General features: G+C 60.2%; 16 protein-coding genes. 15 read left to right on the top strand and 1 reads right to left on the bottom strand.

The window, feature by feature from the left end; genetic code table 11:
- The first annotated feature begins 5 nt into the window (after window positions 1–5).
- Together acnD and prpF are read left to right on the top strand one after the other, a co-directional pair.
- Window positions 6–2,603: a Fe/S-dependent 2-methylisocitrate dehydratase AcnD gene (gene acnD / locus HDE72_RS21585; RefSeq protein WP_183745444.1), complete on the top strand. Its 2,598-nt coding sequence runs from the start codon at window positions 6–8 to the stop codon at window positions 2,601–2,603.
- Between the two features lie 101 nt (window positions 2,604–2,704).
- Window positions 2,705–3,895 carry a 2-methylaconitate cis-trans isomerase PrpF gene (gene prpF, locus HDE72_RS21580; protein WP_183745442.1) on the top strand — a complete coding sequence of 397 codons (1,191 nt, stop codon included), beginning with the start codon at window positions 2,705–2,707 and terminating at the stop codon, window positions 3,893–3,895.
- Between the two features lie 51 nt (window positions 3,896–3,946).
- Here the strand turns inward: prpF and HDE72_RS21575 are convergent, their stop codons facing one another.
- Entirely contained in the window at window positions 3,947–4,669 is a 723-nt protein-coding gene (locus HDE72_RS21575) for a S24 family peptidase (RefSeq protein ID WP_183745439.1), read from the bottom strand.
- Window positions 4,670–4,820: 151 nt separating this feature from the next.
- Here HDE72_RS21575 and HDE72_RS21570 point away from each other — a divergent pair, with 151 nt between their 5' ends.
- The 13 genes from HDE72_RS21570 (at window position 4,821) to HDE72_RS21510 (ending at window position 19,293) form a co-directional block, all read left to right on the top strand.
- The gene (locus tag HDE72_RS21570) at window positions 4,821–5,246 is read left to right on the top strand and encodes a MarR family transcriptional regulator (protein ID WP_183745436.1); all 426 of its coding nucleotides are present in this window, start codon (window positions 4,821–4,823) and stop codon (window positions 5,244–5,246) included.
- A gap of 31 nt (window positions 5,247–5,277) precedes the next feature.
- Window positions 5,278–5,811 carry a hypothetical protein gene (locus HDE72_RS21565; RefSeq protein ID WP_183745433.1) on the top strand — a complete coding sequence of 178 codons (534 nt, stop codon included), beginning with the start codon at window positions 5,278–5,280 and terminating at the stop codon, window positions 5,809–5,811.
- A 299-nt stretch (window positions 5,812–6,110) separates the two neighbouring features.
- On the top strand, window positions 6,111–7,316 hold the full coding sequence (locus HDE72_RS21560) for a phage tail tube protein (protein ID WP_183745430.1): 1,206 nt from the start codon (window positions 6,111–6,113) through the stop codon (window positions 7,314–7,316).
- A gap of 75 nt (window positions 7,317–7,391) precedes the next feature.
- Window positions 7,392–7,835, top strand: coding sequence for a hypothetical protein (locus HDE72_RS21555; RefSeq protein ID WP_183745427.1), 444 nt, complete (start codon window positions 7,392–7,394; stop codon window positions 7,833–7,835).
- A 104-nt stretch (window positions 7,836–7,939) separates the two neighbouring features.
- Window positions 7,940–8,179, top strand: coding sequence for a phage tail assembly chaperone (locus tag HDE72_RS21550; protein ID WP_183745424.1), 240 nt, complete (start codon window positions 7,940–7,942; stop codon window positions 8,177–8,179).
- A 72-nt stretch (window positions 8,180–8,251) separates the two neighbouring features.
- On the top strand, window positions 8,252–11,551 hold the full coding sequence (locus HDE72_RS21545) for a PspA/IM30 family protein (RefSeq protein ID WP_183745421.1): 3,300 nt from the start codon (window positions 8,252–8,254) through the stop codon (window positions 11,549–11,551).
- Window positions 11,548–13,017 (top strand): hypothetical protein, encoded by a 1,470-nt coding sequence (locus HDE72_RS21540; protein ID WP_183745418.1) that lies wholly within the window; start codon window positions 11,548–11,550, stop codon window positions 13,015–13,017. Before HDE72_RS21545 ends, HDE72_RS21540 begins: the two co-directional genes overlap by 4 nt.
- Complete coding sequence (locus tag HDE72_RS21535; protein WP_183745415.1) at window positions 13,014–14,858, top strand: phage tail tip fiber protein; 1,845 nt, start codon at window positions 13,014–13,016, stop codon at window positions 14,856–14,858. Before HDE72_RS21540 ends, HDE72_RS21535 begins: the two co-directional genes overlap by 4 nt.
- Window positions 14,858–15,346, top strand: coding sequence for a DUF4376 domain-containing protein (locus HDE72_RS21530; RefSeq protein ID WP_183745412.1), 489 nt, complete (start codon window positions 14,858–14,860; stop codon window positions 15,344–15,346). The genes HDE72_RS21535 and HDE72_RS21530 overlap by 1 nt, the downstream gene beginning before the upstream one ends.
- Entirely contained in the window at window positions 15,343–16,197 is an 855-nt protein-coding gene (locus HDE72_RS21525; RefSeq protein ID WP_183745409.1) for a hypothetical protein, read from the top strand. Before HDE72_RS21530 ends, HDE72_RS21525 begins: the two co-directional genes overlap by 4 nt.
- Window positions 16,198–17,169, top strand: coding sequence for a tail fiber domain-containing protein (locus HDE72_RS21520; RefSeq protein ID WP_183745406.1), 972 nt, complete (start codon window positions 16,198–16,200; stop codon window positions 17,167–17,169).
- Window positions 17,170–17,329: 160 nt separating this feature from the next.
- Window positions 17,330–18,160 carry a hypothetical protein gene (locus HDE72_RS21515; RefSeq protein ID WP_183745403.1) on the top strand — a complete coding sequence of 277 codons (831 nt, stop codon included), beginning with the start codon at window positions 17,330–17,332 and terminating at the stop codon, window positions 18,158–18,160.
- Complete coding sequence (locus HDE72_RS21510; RefSeq protein ID WP_183745398.1) at window positions 18,160–19,293, top strand: hypothetical protein; 1,134 nt, start codon at window positions 18,160–18,162, stop codon at window positions 19,291–19,293. The genes HDE72_RS21515 and HDE72_RS21510 overlap by 1 nt, the downstream gene beginning before the upstream one ends.
- Window positions 19,294–19,347 lie beyond the last annotated feature (54 nt).

Raw genomic sequence — 19,347 nt, 5'->3', positions numbered from 1 at the left:
TCACTATGAATACCTTGCACCGCAAATCATTACCTGGCACCCAGCTAGACTACTTCGACACGCGTGCCGCCGTCGATGCCATCCAGCCAGGCGCCTACGCCACCTTGCCCTACACCTCGCGCGTGCTGGCTGAAAACCTGGTGCGCCGCTGCGATCCTGCGACCTTGAACGCCTCGCTGAGCCAGTTCATCGAACGCCGCCGCGACCTCGATTTTCCGTGGTTCCCGGCGCGCGTGGTCTGCCACGACATTCTGGGCCAGACGGCCCTGGTCGACCTGGCTGGCTTGCGCGACGCCATCGCCGCCCAGGGCGGCGACCCGGCCCTGGTCAACCCTGTCGTGCCGACCCAGCTGGTGGTCGACCATTCGCTGGCCGTCGAATGCGGCGGTTTCGACCCCGACGCCTTTGCCAAGAACCGCGCCATTGAAGACCGCCGTAACGAAGACCGTTTCGACTTCATCGACTGGACCAAGAAGGCGTTCAAGAACGTTGACGTGATCCCGCCGGGCAATGGCATCTTGCACCAGATCAACCTTGAGCGCATGTCGCCCGTGATCCAGGTGCAAAACGGCGTGGCTTATCCCGACACCCTGGTCGGCACCGATTCGCATACGCCGATGGTCGATGCGCTGGGCGTGATCGCCATCGGCGTCGGTGGCCTGGAAGCGGAAAGCGTGATGCTGGGCCGCGCCTCGTGGATGCGTTTGCCCGACATCATTGGCGTCAAGCTGACCGGTAAGCCGCAGCCTGGCATTACGGCGACCGACACGGTGCTGGCGCTGACGGAATTTTTGCGCAAGCAGAAAGTCGTCTCGTCCTACCTGGAATTCTTTGGCGAAGGCGCTTCACACCTGACTCTGGGCGACCGCGCGACGATTTCCAATATGGCGCCGGAATTTGGCGCCACGGCCGCCATGTTCTACATCGACGAACAAACCGTCAAGTATCTGAAACTGACGGGGCGCGATGATGAACTGGTCAAACTGGTCGAACTGTATGCGAAGGAAACGGGCTTGTGGGCCGACAGCCTGAAAGACGCGGAGTATGAGCGCGTCTTGCACTTCGACCTGTCGTCCGTGGTGCGCAATATCGCCGGTCCGTCGAATCCGCACAACCGCGTGCCGACGTCGGAACTGGCCGCGCGCGGCATTTCCGGCGTAGTGGAAAACGAGCCGGGCAAGATGCCGGACGGCGCCGTCATCATCGCCGCCATTACCAGCTGCACCAACACCAACAATCCGCGCAACATGATCGCCGCCGGCCTGATTGCCCGCAATGCAAACCGCCTCGGTTTGACGCGCAAGCCGTGGGTGAAATCATCCCTGGCGCCCGGCTCGAAAACGGTGGAACTGTATCTGCAGGAAGCGGGCCTGATGCCGGAACTGGAACAACTGGGCTTTGGTGTGGTGGCTTTCGCCTGCACCTCGTGCAACGGCATGTCGGGCGCGCTCGACCCGGTGATCCAGGACGAAGTCGTGTCGCGCGACCTGTACGCCACGGCCGTTTTGTCGGGTAACCGCAACTTCGACGGCCGCATCCACCCGTACGCGAAGCAGGCTTTTCTTGCTTCGCCACCGCTGGTGGTGGCGTATGCGATTGCCGGCACCATCCGTTTTGATATTGAAAAAGACGTGCTGGGCCACGACCCGTACGGCAAGCCTATCCAGCTGAAGGATATCTGGCCATCGGACGAAGAAATCGACGCCATCGTTGCGTCCAGCGTCAAGCCGGAGCAGTACCGCAAGGTGTATATCCCCATGTTTGCCGCGCAGCCCGATGATGGCATCAAGGTCAGCCCGCTGTATGACTGGCGTCCGCAGACGACCTATATCCGCCGCCCGCCGTACTGGGAAGGCGCGCTGGCTGGCGCGCGCCCCTTGAAAGGCATGCGTCCGCTGGCGGTCCTGGGGGATAACATCACCACCGATCATCTGTCGCCATCGAACGCCATCATGCTTGATAGCGCGGCCGGCGAATACCTCGCCAAAATGGGCTTGCCCGAGGAAGACTTCAATTCCTACGCTACCCACCGGGGCGACCATTTGACCGCGCAGCGCGCCACCTTTGCCAACCCGACCCTGAAAAACGAAATGGTCATCGAGGACGGCAAAGTGAAAGCGGGTTCGCTCACACGTATCGAACCGGAAGGCACGATCTCGCGCATGTGGGAAGCCATCGAGATTTATATGGAGCGCAAGCAGCCCTTGATCATCATCGCCGGCGCCGACTATGGCCAGGGTTCGTCGCGCGACTGGGCCGCCAAGGGCGTGCGCCTGGCCGGCGTGGAAGCCATCGTGGCCGAAGGTTTCGAGCGCATCCACCGCACCAACCTGGTGGGCATGGGCGTCTTGCCACTGGAGTTTTTACCGGGTGTGGATCGCAAGACCTTGAACCTGGACGGCAGCGAAACCTATGACGTGGTGGGCGAGCGCACGCCGCGTTCTACTTTGACCCTGCTGATCCATCGCAAGAGCGGCGAGACGGTCGAAGTGCCCGTCACCTGCCGCCTTGACACGGCGGAAGAGGTGTCGATCTACGAGGCGGGAGGGGTGCTTCAGCGATTTGCTCAAGACTTCCTTAAGTCGGCCAAGGCAGTGGCATAACTTCAATTTCCCCCAAAGGCAAGATCTGGGGTCGGACCCTCAGGGTCCGACCCCGGTATTTCGCCGTTGGGCTTAATCAGCCATTCAAGTCAGGAATTTCCATGACCCATACCCCCCAAATCAAAATCTCCGCCACCTATATGCGTGGCGGCACCAGCAAGGGCGTCTTCTTTCGCCTGCAGGATCTGCCGGCCAGTGCGCAAGTTCCTGGCGCGGCGCGCGATGCGCTGCTGCTGCGCGTGATCGGCAGTCCCGACCCATATGGCAAGCAGATCGACGGCATGGGCGCGGCCACGTCCAGCACCAGCAAGACGGTGATCCTGTCCAAAAGCAGCCGGCCCGGCCACGATGTCGATTATCTGTTTGGCCAGGTTTCCATCGACCAGCCCTTTGTCGACTGGAGCGGCAATTGCGGCAATCTGTCGGCGGCCGTCGGCTCGTTTGCAATCAGCAGCGGCCTGCTGGACGCCGGGCGCATTCCGCACAATGGCGTGGCCACCGTGCGCATCTGGCAAGCCAATATCGGCAAGACCATCATCGCCCACATGCCGATTACGAACGGTGAAGTGCAGGAAACGGGCGACTTTGAACTCGATGGCGTGACCTTTCCGGCCGCCGAAGTCAAGCTGGAATTTCTTGATCCGGCAGCCGAAGAGGAGGGCGCAGGCGGTTCCATGTTCCCGACCGGGAATCTGGTCGACGAACTGGAAGTGCCCGGCATCGGCACCCTGAAAGTCACGCTGATCAATGCCGGCATTCCGACCATCTTTGTCGAGGCAAGCGCCATCGGCTACACGGGCACGGAGCTGCAGGACGCGATCAATAGCGACCCGCAGGCGCTGGCCCGCTTTGAAACCATACGCGCGCATGGCGCCCTGCGCATGGGCCTGATCACGAATCTGGAGCAGGCAGCCACGCGCCAGCATACGCCGAAGGTGGCGTTTGTCGCCCCGCCGGCCAGTTATGTGTCGTCCAGCGGCAAGCCGGTGGCATCGGGCGATATCGACTTGCTGGTGCGCGCCATGTCCATGGGCAAGCTGCATCACGCCATGATGGGCACGGCGGCGGTGGCCATCGGCACGGCGGCGGCCATTCCCGGCACCCTGGTCAACCTGGCGGCGGGCGGCGGTGCGCGCAATACAGTGCGCTTCGGCCATCCGTCAGGCACCTTGATGGTGGGCGCGGAAGCGGCGCAAGTCGACGGAAACTGGAGCGTGACCAAAGCCATCATGAGCCGCAGCGCGCGCGTGTTGATGGAAGGCACGGTGCGCATACCGGGCGATGTCTTGTAGCGCAGTTTAAAAAATGTTTAAACGGAGTTTATCGTTCGATAAACTCCATCTTCAAATCCGCTCGCTTTCCTTGCGCACGACCCGGCCGACGATCAGACATTCATTGCCACGGCACATTTTGCGGTGGTATTTGCGCTGGTCGGGATTATCCGACGTCAGCCACCACTCGCCGATATCGCGCGCCAGCCGCTTGACCACCGGTTCACCTTCATAGTTGACGGCAAATACCACGCCATCGACGGGCCGGCTGTCGGCCGTGTTGATGATCACCACATCGTCCTCGTACAGGGCCGGCTCCATGCTCTCGCCCTTGACCTTGATGGCCACCAGTTTGTCCGGGTGATAGCCATTGCGTTCGACCCAGCCGCGCGGCACGCTGATGGTGCTGCCATCATGCGTTTCCGGTTCGATGGCAAAGCCCGTGATGCCGGCCGACAGGCGCAGTTTCACCTTGCGGATGGCGTAAAAGCGTTCATCTTCCTCGTCTGCGCCGCCAGCCACCACCACCGCCTGCCCACCGGCCAGTGCACGCGCCGCCAGGCTTGCCTGGTCGGGCGCGGCGCCCTGGTCGAAGTACATGCTGGCTAGCTGCAGATCGGCTTCCAGTTTGCGCGCGATCTTTTCGCTGAAGGCGCGCCCGTCGCGATAAGTGGGCGAGAGGATTTGCGAGATGCGTGCCTCGCTCCAGCCGCTGGCGTCGGAAATTTTCTTGCGCGTGTTGTCGTAGCGTTCCCCGATCAGCATCAGGAGGCGATCGCGTCTGTATTGATACATATTCATCTCCATATTAGACCTTAAATTTACCGTTTGATAAATTACCAAATGCTTGACTTTAACATTAGCGATTGATAAAGTCCACTTGTTGCCTGTCGCAAATTCGCACAACAGCGTCTCACGCCGGGCAAGCACAAGGGGGAGGTCTAGCATGTTGATTACGAGTATAAGCCGGGTAAAGCGGACGAGCAGCGCGCCACAGGGACCGCGCGAATTGAAAGGCCGCAGCAAGAAGTCACAGCTGCATATCGCACGCATCGTGCAATACATCGCCGAACACGGCCAGGCCAGCGCCGCCCAGCTGGCCAGCTTGCTGTCGCTGGACGCGGGCACCATGAGCCGCTACCTGCGCCATATGTGCGGCAGCGGCATGATCCACCTGGCGCAGCGCCATTGCACCGAACCGGGGCGCCAGCGGCCGGCCCTGTACGGACCGGGCGCGCTGGACGACGAAGGCGACGGTTGGGCCGAACTGCCGCCCCAGGTGCGCCATACGTCGAACTGGGCGCCTGGCGCGGCGGGCCGCGATCCGCTGGTGGAAGCGCTGTTCGGACCGGCGCAAAAACGCAACGGCTAGTAGCAGAATCAAGTATCAACGAGGAGAAATCATGGGGTTTGCTGAACACTATATCGCATCGCTGTCATCGCAAAATCTGCGCGGCGATGCCCACCACCACAGCCTGGACGTGCTCGCGGCGGCCGCGCTGGCCGGCGACATGGGCGCCTTGCTGTGCCGCGTCAAATATGCGGATGGCAGCATCAGCCGTCTGTTCGAGGGCAATGCGGGCAACCTGGCGCAGCTGCTGCGCGCCTGGACCGCAGCTGTCACCGAAAAAGGCCGCGCGCGGCGCTGGGTCAAGGCCAATACCGCCTGGGATGCGCAGGCGGCCAACACCCTGTACCGCCGCGTGGCCGAAGCGTCGCTGGCGCATTGGCTGGACAGCAAATGTAAAACTTGCCACGGCACCGGTGTTGAAGCCGCTGGCGTGCACGCCATCTGCAAGGCCTGCAGTGGCAGCGGCGAGGCCGCCATCAACTGTTCCGGCGGTTTTGAGCTGGAACGTATCAAGGATATGGTCAGTGAACTGGAAAGCATCTTCCAGTCCCACGGCGCCCGTGCCATGCGCCGGTTGGGACGCTGAAAAAGTTTTTGCAATATGCCTGGACAGGAAAAAAAACAGCCCCATAATGAAGTCTCAGTAACGCAGCAGCACAGCAACACCACATGCTTCTCCACTCGTAATAGACGCGCTTCCGGCGCGACACCGATAGGAGAACCTGATCCAGCAAATAGTCCCATAGGGCGTTCTTACGCCCTTGGACCAGACTTCAGCCCGCCGCCTCACCGTGCGCGGGCTTTTTCGTTTTACTTCCTATTTTTCAGTTCCATCCCAAGACCGCCCCGGCGGTCTTTTTTTTCATCCCATGAAAGGCACTACCTATGGCATCGACAGCAAACGGCATCGACAGCTTGATCGTTATCAGCAAACAGGCAGCAGAAGGCAGCAAGGCCGCTGCCGGCGGCGGCCAGATTTATCCCCGCGTCACGGCCACCTTCGACACCGAAGCAGATAAATATGCGAGCGCCGAAATCGACGCCAGCCAGCAGCAGGGCGATACCCGCCTGGGTAACTTCCGCACCTCGGGCGCCATCAAGGCCGAAGCGGCTTGCGGCACCTACGCACCGCTGATGGCTGCGCTGCTGCGCCGCGACTTCACGGCGGGCGGCGTCACTGCCGCGCAAACCACCATCGCCGCCGGCGCTACCGGCCTGACCCGCAGCGCCGGCTCCTGGCTGGCCGACGGCTTCCGCGCCGGCAGCGTGGTGCGTTTCAGCGGCTTGGCGGCGCCGGCCACCGTCAATAACGCGAAGAACTTTTTCGTCACTTCCGTCACGGCCACCAACCTGAATGGCCAGTTCATGGACGGTTCGGCCATTGTGGTCAAGGCGGCCGGTGATTCGGTCGGCGTGGCTGCTGTCGGCAAGCGCAGCTTCACCCCGTTGAAAGGCCATACCACCGACTGGTTCACCGTCGAAGTGCAGGACCCCGGCGTTGGCGTACACCGCAGCTTCGTCGACCAGCTGGTCAGCAAGATGGATATCGCGGTGCAGCCGAACGGCATCACCAGCGTGGACTTCACCCTGATAGGCAAGGCGGAAGGCCCGACCACGGCCGTGCCGTATTTCCCCACGCCGGTGGCCGCACCTGGCGCCGGCAAATTCTCGGGCGCCACCTCGCTGCTGTCGGTCAATGGCATTCCATCGCAGATTTGCACCGGCATGTCGGTGTCGCTGGACGGCCAGGTCAAGGTCGATCCGGTGATCGGCTCCAAGTACGCCACGGCCGCCTCGCGCGGCAAGGTGCTGGGCTCGGGCCAGTTCACGGTGCTGCTGCAGGACGCCACCTATCTTGACTACTTCAAGGCCGAGACGGAAATCCCGCTGGCTTACGCCATGGCGTCGGGCACGGCGACTAACGCCGACGTACTGGCGCTGGCCATGGGCCGCATCAAGATCACTTCGGCCAAGATCGACGACGGCGAGAAAAACAAGATCGTCACCTGCGCCTTTGATGTGTTGCGTTACCAGGGCATCGATGCACAGCACGAAGCGACCACCTTGACCATCCAGGACAGCGCCCTGTAAGCATCTAACGCTTGGCTCCAGGGCCGCCCGCGTGGCGGCCTTTTTATTTTCACTCAATCAGAAAGCATCACACCAATGAACAACGCACAAAAAATCCAGGCAGGTTTCGATATCGGCAACATCAACGCGGTGGCCGCTCCCGTCACCTTCGACGTCCCCGTCATTTTCGACGCCGATGGCGAAGCGGTTGCCGGCCTGACCATCGTCGGCAAGAACAGCGAACAATACCGTGTGGCGAACAATGCCGTGCGCGCCGAAGGCTACAAAAAGTCGGCGCGCCGCAAGACGGCCATCGATGCCTCGACTGACGAAGGCGCTGAATTGCTGGTGCAAGCCATCGACGGCAACCAGAAACGGCTGGCGCTGGCCGTGGTGACGGGCTGGTATGGCTTTACCAGCAACGGCGCTGCCGTGCCACTCGATGCCACGCTGCTGGAAGCGGCCTTTGAAAAATACCCGACCTGGCAGGAAAAAGTCACCAATGCGCTGGAAAACGAGTCGATTTTTTTGAAACTCTGACGGCCAGCCTGCTGCGCTACGCTGGCTACCAGTTCGAGCGCGGCGCGCGCGCGGCCGACGGCCATGCCAAGGGCGAGCATCTCGATGCCGCCCGGCGCCATCCTTTGTTCCGCGCGCCGCCCGAAGAGGCGGCGCCATCGCTGCCGTTCGAACTGGCCCATGTATGGGAATGGTTTGCGCAGCTCAATGGCAAGCGCCAGAACGGCATGGCCGTCAATCCCATCGCCAGCACCGAAATCCTCGCCTGGCAGGCGCGCCACGGCATCGCCATCGAGCCCTTCGAGCACCAGCTGCTGGACCGGCTCGACGCGCTGTTTTTGTCGCACCAGCATGCCAAAGCCTAGCGCACGCGGCCAGCGTCCACGCTGGCATCTTCCAACCAGGCCGCCATGCGCGGCTTTTTTTATGGGCCAACCATGCCAGAGATAACAGAATTAAAACTTAGCCTCGACTTGAGCAAGGGAGTCGACGCGGTACAAGTGCTGAAGGCACTCAGTGAGGCCAGTCTGGTTGCCGCCGAGAGCCTCAAGGCCGCCAATACGGAGGCGGAATCGTCGGCACTGCTGTTGCGCGCCCAGGCTGAGCAGGCGCGCGATGCGACTGCTGCCGCAAAAGCGCTCGGTGCATTCAATGCAAACGAGGCGAAGTCGATGGCCGACGCCTTCAAGCTGGTCAGCGGCCTGGGAAATGCTTACACGCGGCTCGCGGCCCTGCGCGCCGCCGGCGCTCCCACCGCCCTCGCTGCAGGTGGTGCGGCAGCAAAGTATGGCTCTTTTGCATCGGAAGAGCAGAGCGATGCCAATCTTGAGACGGCGGGTAAAGCGGCAGCAGACGCTAAGGCCAAGGAAAAAGCCGCGCCGGCAGCGCCCAAGCGCAAGTACAGCGAAGCGGAATGGAAGGAGGCGGGTGAGTTTGCCGTCTTATTTGGCAAGAAGCTTGAGCGGGCATTCGGCAATGTCGGCAGCACCATCGGAAAAATGACCACGGCCTTGCTGGGTTTCCGCAAGACGCAGGAAGATATCGATTTTACTTTTGCCAAGGATATGGTGGATGCAAAGGATGATCCAGATGCCAAGAAGAAGGCAGAAGATAAAAGGCATATGTCGACGGTCAAGCAATACCACGACATGGCCACGGCGGCAAAAGGCTTTTTCACCGCGCATTCCACCGGCTATGAGCTGATGGAAAAGGTGGAAAGGGGATTTCGCGCATACGAATTCGCCATGAATGCCAAGTCCCTGTTTGAAAAGCTGACGAATATCACTTTGGTGACGACGGCGAAAACGGCCGCGACAACGACAGAGGTTGCAGGCGCGGTGGCATCGGTCGGACCAGTCACTGCCGCAGAAACGGCCAAGTCCGGCGCCTATGGTGTGTCAGCCCTGGCATCGGCCCTGGCCGCCCCGTTCCCCGCCAATATCGGTGCGTTTGCGATGGTGGCCGGCATGCTGTTGGCCATCGGTGTCGCTGTTTCCGGTGGCGGTGGTGGCGCCGATACCACCGCCAAGGATCGCCAGGCTGCCACCGGCACCGGCACGGTGCTGGGCGACTCGAATGCCAAGAGCAATTCGATCTCGAATTCGCTGGAAATCATGGAGAAAAATTCCGGCCTGGGCCTGGCTTACTCCGCTTCCATGGCCAATTCGCTGCGCCAGGTGGTGGCCGGCATTGGTGGCTTGGGTGGACTGCTGGTGCGTAATTCCGGTGTGACCGGTGCCACGGCTCCTGACAGCAAAGGCGGTGCGGCGACATTTGGCTCTTCTGCGCTGGTTGTTGCAGTCGCCGGTGGCGTCATCGGTCTGGCAATCGATAAGTTGACTGGCGGTTTGATCGGGAAAATCACCGGCGGCGTGTTGGGCTCCATTTTTGGTGGCAAAACGTCGACCATCGATACCGGCCTGTTATTGAACAAGGCTACGCTGGGTGGTATTGAGACCGGTGGCGTATTGGCCAGCCAATATACGGATACCAAGACATCCGGCGGCTGGTTCTCCAAAGATAAGTACAGAACGGGCTTGAATGGTCTTGACCGCGAGGCGAACGACCAGTTCACCAAGGTCATACTTGGCCTGTCCGATACCGTTAGCGCGGCGGCTGGCATGCTGGGCTTGGGCGGCGATGCATTCAATGCGCGGTTGAAGACCTTCGTAGTCGACCTGGGCAAGATCTCGCTGAAAGATTTGAAGGGTGACGAAATCCAGAAAGCGCTGGAAGCCGCGTTCTCAAAACTGGGCGATGACATGGCCAAGTTTGGCGTGGGCGGCCTGGAAAAGTATCAGAAGGTGGGCGAAGGCTATCTGGAAACGCTGGCCCGCGTTGCCAACAACTATATGCAGGTGACGGACGTGCTGGCGGTATTGGGCAAGTCGTTCAATACGACGGGCCTGGGTGCGGTGAAGTTGAGCGAACACCTGATTGAAGTGGCTGGCGGCGTTGACAAGCTGACTAGTGGTACCGGCTTTTTCGTGCAGAACTTCCTCACCGAAGCCGAACGCATGGGGCCGATCAGCAAGTCCGTCCACGATGCCATGGGCAAGTTGGAGCTGGGTGGCGTGACGACCATGGACGGCTTCAAGGCGGCTGTATTGTCTGCTGCCGATGGCGTGGCGACAGGCAGGGAAGGCGCGGCGGAATTGTACGCATCGTTGCTGGCGCTGGCCGAACCGTTCAAGACGGCAGCCGATTATGCGGCGCAATTGGCCGCCGCCACGGGCGAGCTGGCTGCAGTCAGCAAAACTGCCAGTGAAATCGCCAGCGAGCACAAGGATCTGCAACAGCAGTTGAACGAATTGACGAAGAGTTCGGCCGAGCTGCTGGCTAGCCAGCGTGCGGGTATTGCCGACGTCAACAAGTCCCTGTTCGACCAGGTCCAGGCGGCCAAGGCGGTCACTAGTGCCAAGGACGCGCTGTCCAAAGCCTACGAGACCGAAGCGGCGGCCGCCAGGTCGGCGCTGGAAAAATCCAAATCCTGGGTCACGACCCTGAATGGCCTGAACGCCAGCATGGTCCTGGGCGCGCAGTCCACGTTGACGCCGGAACAGAAATACGCTGAAGCGCGTGCGCAGTTCGAGAAGACCCTGGCCGCTGCCAATGCGGGCGATACGACGGCGCAATCGGGCTTGTCCGCCGCCGAGCAGGCCTTCCTGACGGCGTCGCAAGTGGTCAATGCATCGGACGCCAGGTACGCGGCCGATTATGCCCGCGTGATGGCGGCCAATCAGGATGCCTTGAAATGGGCGGCGGCGCAGGTCGACGTGCAGCAGGCCAGCCTGAATGCATTGGAAGCTCAGGTATCGGGGCTGATCACTGTCAACGACAGTGTGCTGACGGTGGCCCAGGCCATCGCCAACCTGCAGGCAGCAATGGGCGGCGCGGCCGGTCTGGGTGTGCAGTTCAGTAACCCGCCTGCCGGTTCGGCGCTTGCCGCCTTGGCCGGTCCTGCCACACCGGTGGCGTTCGATGCCGGGCGCTACTCGGCGGCGGCCAACCTGGGTTCCGACGCCCTGGTCACCGAGATTCGCGGCCTGCGCCAGGACAACCAGGCCATGCGCGAAGAGCTGGAAGGCTTGCGTGCCGATCAGCGGGCGCAGACGGGCGCCACCATCCAGGCCACCGTCGAATCGACTGCCAATGCCGCGCGCATGGTGGTCGATGGCGTCGATCAATCGGCCAGGGCTTCGGCCTGGGCCAATACAGTGAAAGGAGAATACGCATGAGCGATGAGCAATGGATCTCATGGCTGCAAAGCGCGTCGGCCATCCGCATGGTGCTGATCGAGGCCCAGGTGAATGTGGCCGGTAGCGAGGTGACGCGCTATATCGCTTCGCGGCCGTATGTCACTGGCGCGCAGGAGGTGCCAGCCAATACCGAGTACCTGCCGCTGGCCACCGGCGGCCTGGCCTTCACCGAGCAGGTCAGCCTGACGGGCGAGGCGGGCCTGTCGGGCGGCGATATCGAACTCGATAATGCCGACGGCGCGCTCGATGGCTGGCTGGACGATGTCTGGATGAACCGGCCCATCCATGTCTGGGTGGGCGACCCGGCTTGGCCGCGCATGGACTTCCAGCTGGTTTTCGATGGCGTGATTGCCGACGTGGCCAGTTCCGGGCGCGAGTCGGTCAACCTGGTATTGCGCGACAAGCTGCAGCGCCTGAATACGCCGATCAGCGAAGCAAAGCTGGGGGGCGCGACGCAAAACAAGGATGCGATCTTGCCGATTCCGTTTGGCGAATGCCACAACGTGGCGCCGCTGCTGACCAATCCGGTCACGCTGGAATATGGTTTTCTGGGGGCGGTGGAATCGGTTTTCGAGGTGCGCACCAACGGCAAGCCGATTGCCGTGGCGTTGAATGAGCAGGCGGGCCGTTTCAATCTCACTACGGACCCGTTTTCCACCACGATCACGGCCAGCGTGCAGGGGGATAAGGGAGGAGCTTATGCACCGCGGATTGCACCGCTGGTGCGGCGCATCGCCACCGCTTACGGCAAGCTTGAAGACCGCTTTTCGGAAGCGGATCTGGATCTGGCCAACCTGGCGGCGTTCGATGCCGCCCACCCGCAGCCGGTGGGCTTGTATGTTGCGGACCGTACGAATCAGGCGCAAGCCATTCAGCAACTGGCGGCTAGCGTGGGTGCGCAGGCGCTGATGTCGCGCACCGGCAAGCTGCGCCTGGTGCAGATCGCGCTGCCGGCCCCCGGCGTGCCGGTGGAAATCGGCCCCGAGCAGATGAAGGAGCGTTCGCTGCATCCGAGCGCGCGCCTGCCGGTGGTGGCCGCCGTGAAAATCGCCTTTGACCGCAACTGGACCGTACAAGCTGGTTTGACGACCAGCATTCCGCCAGCGCATGCGGATTTGTACGCCACCGAATGGCTGACCGAAACAGTGGTCGATGAGGCCGTACGTGTGCGTCACCGCTTGAACGTGGACCCGGTGCCGGTCGAGACCTGCCTCAAGAGGCGTGCCGACGCCAGGGCGGAAGCGGCGCGGCGCCTGGCCTTGAACCAAGTGCCGCGCACGATTTATGAATTTGATGGAGAGCCCGAGATGATGATGCTGGAACTGGGGCAGCCCGTGCGGCTGCGCAATGAACGCTTCGGCCTGCAGGACGGCGTGCCGGGTGTGGTGGTGCTGCTGTCGCGTTTCTGGCTGACGGGGCGTGTTACGGTGGGGGTGATGGTATGAGTGCCGTGATTGGCGAGCGCGATACGCTCATCATGAACACGGTGCCGCGCTATGCGGCACCCATCGACCGTGCGCTGCTGCTGACGGCCAGTGCCACGATGTTTGAAGTGTCGGCGGCAGGTGCGCCCACGCCGGAAGCCATCACGTTTTCAGCGCTGATGCTGGGCGCTGTGGGCAACATCGTATTTTCCAGCGATCCGCCGGTGCCGCTGACTGTTGCGAACGGTGACGCGGTACTGAAATTCGCTGACATGAATGTCGGCATTGTCACGATTTCAGCCTCCACGGTGATCGATGGCCTGACCTACCTTGCCCGCCAGACGGTGGCCAAGCAGCAGGCGCTTGACTTCCGGCCGCCGCCTGCTCCCACTGGACTGGCTACTACTGGCACGCCGAGCACCATCGTGCTGCGCTGGAATGCCACGCCCGCCAATTACAACAATCTGTCGCATACGGAAATATGGTGCGCGCCGGTGAATGATTTCAGCAAGGCAGCCTTGATTGGCCGCGCCGAGGGCAGTGAATATACTGATCCTGTGGGACCAGGGGCCGTACGTTATTACTGGATACGCCATGTGTCGCGTGCTGCCATTCCCGGCGCGTACAACGATAGCACCGGTACGTTGGGCGCTTCCGACGCTGAAGTCGAACACCTGCTACAAGTACTTACTAAGCAGATCAGCGGCCTGCAACTTGATGGCACACTCGCCAGAAAATACGGCGTTCAGGTCGACACGGATGGCGTCGCGGGCGGGTTTGAGTTTTTGGCTGGAGGTGGACAAATAAATTTTGGCGTTCGCGCCAACGCATTTTCCATCGCGGCGCCGACAGGCAGCGGTATCGCTCCGGCTGTGCCCTTTATCGTGCGCACGACGGAAACGGTGATTGAGGGCGTCACCATCCCTATCGGCGTGTATATCGCCAATGCCTTTATCCAGAATGCCTCGGTCACGAACGCCAAGATAGGCGGCGACATCTGGTCCAGCAATTACGTTGCCGGACAGGCTGGTTGGCGCCTGAACAGGGCCGGTAATATGGAAGTGAATAATCTTCAGGCGCGCGGCCAGATTACGGGTGGGGGTATTACCGGCTGGGCATGGCCGACAGATGGCGGCGGCGGGTACTACCTTGGCCCATACGGTCTGTTACTGGGTAATTATTCGACAGGCAGCTATATACAAATTTCGGATAATGGCAATATTTATGCACCTGGACTCACAATTGAAAAGGGTAAAGCCACATTTTCAGGAGAGCTGGTAGCCGCTTATGGATCATTTTCTGGTGAATTGAAAGCTGCCTCCGGGTCATTTTCGGGAGAGTTAAAAGCTGCCTGGGGGAAATTTTCGGGCGACTTGCGTGCCGCACGCGTATCTGTCGGTACTTCATCGGAAGCAACAGTATTTTTTGAGCCTGATTATCCTGCTGTCTCGCTGCAGTCTTCCGCTGCTGGGGTATATGTTGAACCGGGTACGTTCAGTTCAGCAACTGTGTTTTCGTCCAACGAGGTACTTTTCAAACATAACGATCCTGCATGGCCTGCTGCGCGTCGTATTCGTTCCGGTCCTGTGTTCTTTTCTATCAATTGCACTGCGGTGGTCGATGACCAGTTGAGCATCTGGTACCGCCTCAACGGCGGGGCATGGGTGTGGATGAGCGGTGTTGAGGAGCGGCAGGGAGGGGATGGGCCTGCGGCCACGTGCTTCGGGCTTACCCAGAACATTAGTCCCGGCGGGACGATCCAGTTCGGCGTTTCCGGTACCAATCAATATTTAAGAGCTGCCGATATGGGTAGGCTTTATGTCAAACAATGCCAGGCAATTGTGATCGCAAGGAATTTTTAATGGAAACAATCATTAGTAATAGCGATGGTACCCACACAAATGAGCGGACAGGAAAGATTGTGCTGCCTCAGCCGAGTGTGCATCACATATATGATGCCAAGGCTGATCTCTGGATTGATATGAAAACCTTGGCTAGCGTCAAGGCCAGTACCTGGGAACGCATCAAGCAAGCGCGTACCGAGGCCGAGTGCTCCGACTTTATCTGCAATGGTGGCGTTTATCAGGCCAATAAGGAAAACATTAGCTGCGCCGCGCAACTGGCTTTGCAGGCGCAGACCGCAGGTAAGCCGTATTCAATTGACTGGACCTTGTCTGATAACACCGTCGTGACACTCGATGCTGCCGCCATGATCGCCGTGGGCGCGGCACTTGCCGAGCACCTCAGTGTTGCGTTTGCCATCGCCCGTGACTTGCGCGAGAAGATTGCTGCGACGGTTAGTATTGAGCAGGCAGACGCCATCCAATGGCCAGCGTCGGAGGTGGCATGAATAATCTCCGCATCCTCTACGACAACGCAGCCGACCGTGCCGCACTGACAGCATCAAGCCAGGCCGGTACGCTTGGTCCAGCCAAGCTGCAGCACGACGGCAAGTCGGCCGTGCTGCGCGCGACCGGCACGGCGCAAACCATCACCGCCACTTGGCCGACACAGGAGTCGATTTCCTGCGTGGCGCTGATCTTCACCAATATGACCAGCAGCGCCCGTATGCGGGTGCGCGGCTATGCCCAGCCTGGCGACACCAATCCTGTGCTCGATACCGGCAACGTCTTCCCTTGCCGCGCCGCCGTGCACGGCTCCTTTCCGTGGGGGGTACTGCCATTGGGCTGGAATGCCTACCAGGCCGGTGGCGTGAATACCTGGGGGCGTGGCGGCGGCGCCGATGGCGTGGCCTGGTTTGCCCCGGTGCGCGTGCGCAAGCTGGTGATTGATGTATGGTCCCCGCAAAGCCCTGAAGGCTACCTGGAGATATCGCGCCTGGTGGCCGGCAATTACTGGTCGCCCGAATACAACGCCGACTACGGCGCCCAATTGCTGTTGCAGGACAGCAGCGAAGACTACCGCACGGCTGCTGGCGACCTGAAAACTGCCAGGGGCAGCACCAGCGACAAGCTGAGCATCAACTTGTCCCACCTGACGCCGATGGACCGCGCGCGCTTGATGCGCATCCTGCGTGAAAACGGCAAGGGCAAGGCCATGCTGTTCAGCCTATTTCCAGAAAATGCCGACCCGTTGCTGGAGCAGGACCACATGCTGTATGGCAAGGCCAGCAATATCGACGCGGTGGCTACGCCGTACTTTGAAACCTATTCAGCACCACTACAGATCGAGGGAATTTAAATGGCAGACTATTTTTATGACGGCATGCCCAATGTTAATGAGCGGCTGAATCAGCTATATAGCGCGTTCGCTGCCGGCCCGTATAACGCGCTGCCGTTGGTGGGCGGAACAATCACTGGGCAATTGACGATTGACCAACGTTCGGGAACTGCAATATTAGCGCTGTTAGGTTCCAATGTTCCCTCGTACGGGACGGCAATATTGGGCTATCGTGGGGATGTTCAAACGTATTTCATTGGTAACGAGAGCGGCCTACGAGGTGGAAATGCGAACGATTTGGTACTCGACTCAGTGAACAATTCCATAAAATTTTACAGTGGAGGTGGGGGCGGATTCACTTCCGCGTTCCTGATCGATGGGGAAAAGGTGAGCACGGCAAGAAACCTGCTCCCACGCACGGATAACGCATATTCTCTCGGCTCTGCGCCGCTGGCGTATAACGTAGTGTATGCCCGCACCGGTGCCATCAACACTTCCGATGTCCGCCTGAAGTGTAATTTCCGTGATCTGAACGCTGCAGAGATAGCTGCTGCCAAGGACTTGGCCCGCGCCATCGGTGTCTATCGCTGGCGTGATGCGGTCCATAGCAAGGGGGCGGACGCGCGCGAGCACATCGGGCCGACCGTGCAACGCGCCATCGAGATCATGCGCTCGCACGGCCTGGATCCTTTTAATTACGGTTTTATTTGCTACGACGAGTGGGCGCGGGAGGCCATCGAGCATGCGGCCGTTGAGGCGCGGCCGGCCGTGCCGGCGACCGAGGCACTACCGGAGGTGGTGGATGCGCTTGGCAATGTCGTGACGCCAGCCCAGCCCGCCAGCGCAGGCTACCCTGCCATCGAAGCGCGCGCAGCCTACACAGAAGTGACCCTGGAAGCCGGCGACCGTTACGCCTTCCGCTACGACGAACTGGCCATGTTTATTGCGGCTGGCCAGGAGGCCCGGCTGACGACACTGGAGGCGGCTGCCTGATCCCGAGTTGACGGCACCATCTATCAACCCGCTTCGGCGGTTTTTTTTTATTTCAGCAATATGCGGTAGGCCAGGTAGTGTTGGCGGCGGAGCCTGAGATCCCACATCCGCTGCCGCACTATCGAACCTGTCTTTTGACAGCGAATACTCAGAGGAGCACATGCCCAACCTACGCATCATTTACGACAACGCGGCCGACCGCGCGGTGCTGAGCGCATCGAGCCAGGCTGGCGCGCTGGGGCCGGCCAACTTGCAGCGCGACGGGAAATCGTCGCTGCTGCGCTCCGTTGGCACGGATTTGACTATCACCGCCGTCTGGCCTACACCAGAAATCATCGGCGGCGTGGCGCTGCCATTTTGCAACCTGACGCCATTGGCACTGATGCGCGTGCGCGGCTACATCGAGCCATTCGATACGGCACCTGCCTTCGACAGCGGCATCGTGCCAGCGTGCGAATACGCGCGCCTGGGCATGTGGGACTGGGGCGCGATTTCGCTGGGTGTGAATGCCTTCAGCTATGGCGGCGGCACCTACGCCCGCTGCTGGGTCCCCATGCGCAGTATCAAGAAGCTCGTGATCGACCTGGCGGATTCTGGCAATCCTGCGGCTTGCATCGAAGCGACACGCCTGGTGGCTGGCGCTTACTGGAGCCCGGAGCAGAATGCCTCGTACGGCGCTGGTGTTACGCCGGTCGATACCAGCAGCCAATACCGCAGCGACGCCGGCGGGCAAAAAGTGGTGCGGGGCACCGTGTATCGCAAGCTGTCGCTGTCGCTCGATCATATGACGCCGCTGGACCGTGCAGAACTGTGGCGCATCGTGCACGGCAGCGGTCTGTCGCGTCCGCTTTTCGTCAGCCTGTACCCGGACAGCGACGACGTCGAACTGGAGCAGGCGCACCAGGTGTACGGGCGCCTGGCTAATTTGGCCGCCATCACCACCCCATCTTTCCAGGCCTATGCCACCAACATTGAAGTAGAGGAGCTGTAATGAGTGAATTTTTTTACTATGGCCAGAAGGACACGATCCAGCGCCTGAACGAGCTGGCAGGGCGCGGTGCGGTAGTGGCGTCGACTACACCCAAGATGGGCATGTCGCCGTTGGGTGGGGCGAATGGATGCATTACGCCAGCCTGGCTGGATCCAAACTTGCCGATTCAATCAAACGCCAGGATTTGTTCGGGGTCGACGGCCAAGTACGGCTATCAATTTACAAGCTCTGTTGGGTACCGCAACTGGTACAAACTCGCAGCCTTTGCGCAGGATGATGCAGGAACTCAAGAGAACCTTCTCATACGCGGTACCTTAAATGATGGATGGCTTTCAGCACAAACGTCGGCGATTACTCTACTGATGGGTGTAAGGAATGGATTGTATGTGGATTGGCATCTCGAAGGTGTGCCACGAGGGAATGCTCGCATCATAGTCTATCAGCACCCTGATCTGACTTATGGCGTCTATGCCTTTCTTGATGATTTTGCAAATGCATCATTTGATCTTGCCGGGGTAAATGTGGCGACGTATGCCACACCAGAACCGGTAAGTGGTCTGGGGCCGGAAGGTACTGTGGTATTCGACACGTCAGCCGTGCCGGGGCAATCTTCATATATTGCCCCGCGCTGGCGAGGACATGGCGATAGCAGCATTGCCGCGCTATTTAATAAAGGAATCGGTGTTGGCAATGGAAGGATTAGCGATTCGCTCCTGAGCGCTGGGGCAAAGTTAAATGAATCCGCACCAGGAGTTGCTAAAGAAGTCTTGCGCTTGGGTGTGGGAGGTATTGAGGGGCGAGCTTATGAGGGGTGCTTCGGGTTTCTATCCTCAGCTGCGAATGGCTCTTTGGTAAAAGAGGGCTACAAACTGCATCTGAGAGCATACGACACCGGATCGAGTGCATGGAGTAACGATATTTTTTCAGTTACTGGCGCTGGGCGTGTGTATATGCACAGATTGAGTGCAGGAGCTGGAAGCGATCTTGTTCATCACGCTATTGGAATAGAAGGAGGTGAGGAAGGAGACGATATTTTGACACTTGTCGACTCTGGCGGATTCAGAAAGTGTGCAGGCGGCTATGGGAATTTAACTGTCAAGACCCGCTTGGTTATAAACGCGTTTAACGAATAATTCCGGCTTTTCCGCCTGCCATTTCTTCATCGCCTGCACCGGCGTTTCATTATT

Origin of the sequence: Janthinobacterium saanense (genome assembly GCF_014200675.1) — a bacterium.
In the GTDB taxonomy this organism is placed as follows: domain Bacteria; phylum Pseudomonadota; class Gammaproteobacteria; order Burkholderiales; family Burkholderiaceae_D; genus Janthinobacterium.
The sequence above is the reverse complement of the archived record's forward strand: the minus strand, read 5'-3'. Positions and strand labels throughout refer to the sequence as shown.

What these genes read in the sequence shown, in the direction of transcription:
- HDE72_RS21545 (WP_183745421.1), top strand. Translation starts at nt 8,252, where the DNA reads ATGCCAGAGATAACAGAATTAAAACTTAGCCTCGACTTGAGCAAGGGA.
- HDE72_RS21575 (WP_183745439.1), bottom strand. Translation starts at nt 4,669, where the DNA reads ATGTATCAATACAGACGCGATCGCCTCCTGATGCTGATCGGGGAACGC.
- prpF (WP_183745442.1), top strand. Translation starts at nt 2,705, where the DNA reads ATGACCCATACCCCCCAAATCAAAATCTCCGCCACCTATATGCGTGGC.
- acnD (WP_183745444.1), top strand. Translation starts at nt 6, where the DNA reads ATGAATACCTTGCACCGCAAATCATTACCTGGCACCCAGCTAGACTAC.
- HDE72_RS21525 (WP_183745409.1), top strand. Translation starts at nt 15,343, where the DNA reads ATGAATAATCTCCGCATCCTCTACGACAACGCAGCCGACCGTGCCGCA.
- HDE72_RS21555 (WP_183745427.1), top strand. Translation starts at nt 7,392, where the DNA reads ATGAACAACGCACAAAAAATCCAGGCAGGTTTCGATATCGGCAACATC.
- HDE72_RS21510 (WP_183745398.1), top strand. Translation starts at nt 18,160, where the DNA reads ATGAGTGAATTTTTTTACTATGGCCAGAAGGACACGATCCAGCGCCTG.
- HDE72_RS21520 (WP_183745406.1), top strand. Translation starts at nt 16,198, where the DNA reads ATGGCAGACTATTTTTATGACGGCATGCCCAATGTTAATGAGCGGCTG.
- HDE72_RS21570 (WP_183745436.1), top strand. Translation starts at nt 4,821, where the DNA reads ATGTTGATTACGAGTATAAGCCGGGTAAAGCGGACGAGCAGCGCGCCA.
- HDE72_RS21515 (WP_183745403.1), top strand. Translation starts at nt 17,330, where the DNA reads ATGCCCAACCTACGCATCATTTACGACAACGCGGCCGACCGCGCGGTG.
- HDE72_RS21565 (WP_183745433.1), top strand. Translation starts at nt 5,278, where the DNA reads ATGGGGTTTGCTGAACACTATATCGCATCGCTGTCATCGCAAAATCTG.
- HDE72_RS21530 (WP_183745412.1), top strand. Translation starts at nt 14,858, where the DNA reads ATGGAAACAATCATTAGTAATAGCGATGGTACCCACACAAATGAGCGG.
- HDE72_RS21540 (WP_183745418.1), top strand. Translation starts at nt 11,548, where the DNA reads ATGAGCGATGAGCAATGGATCTCATGGCTGCAAAGCGCGTCGGCCATC.
- HDE72_RS21560 (WP_183745430.1), top strand. Translation starts at nt 6,111, where the DNA reads ATGGCATCGACAGCAAACGGCATCGACAGCTTGATCGTTATCAGCAAA.
- HDE72_RS21535 (WP_183745415.1), top strand. Translation starts at nt 13,014, where the DNA reads ATGAGTGCCGTGATTGGCGAGCGCGATACGCTCATCATGAACACGGTG.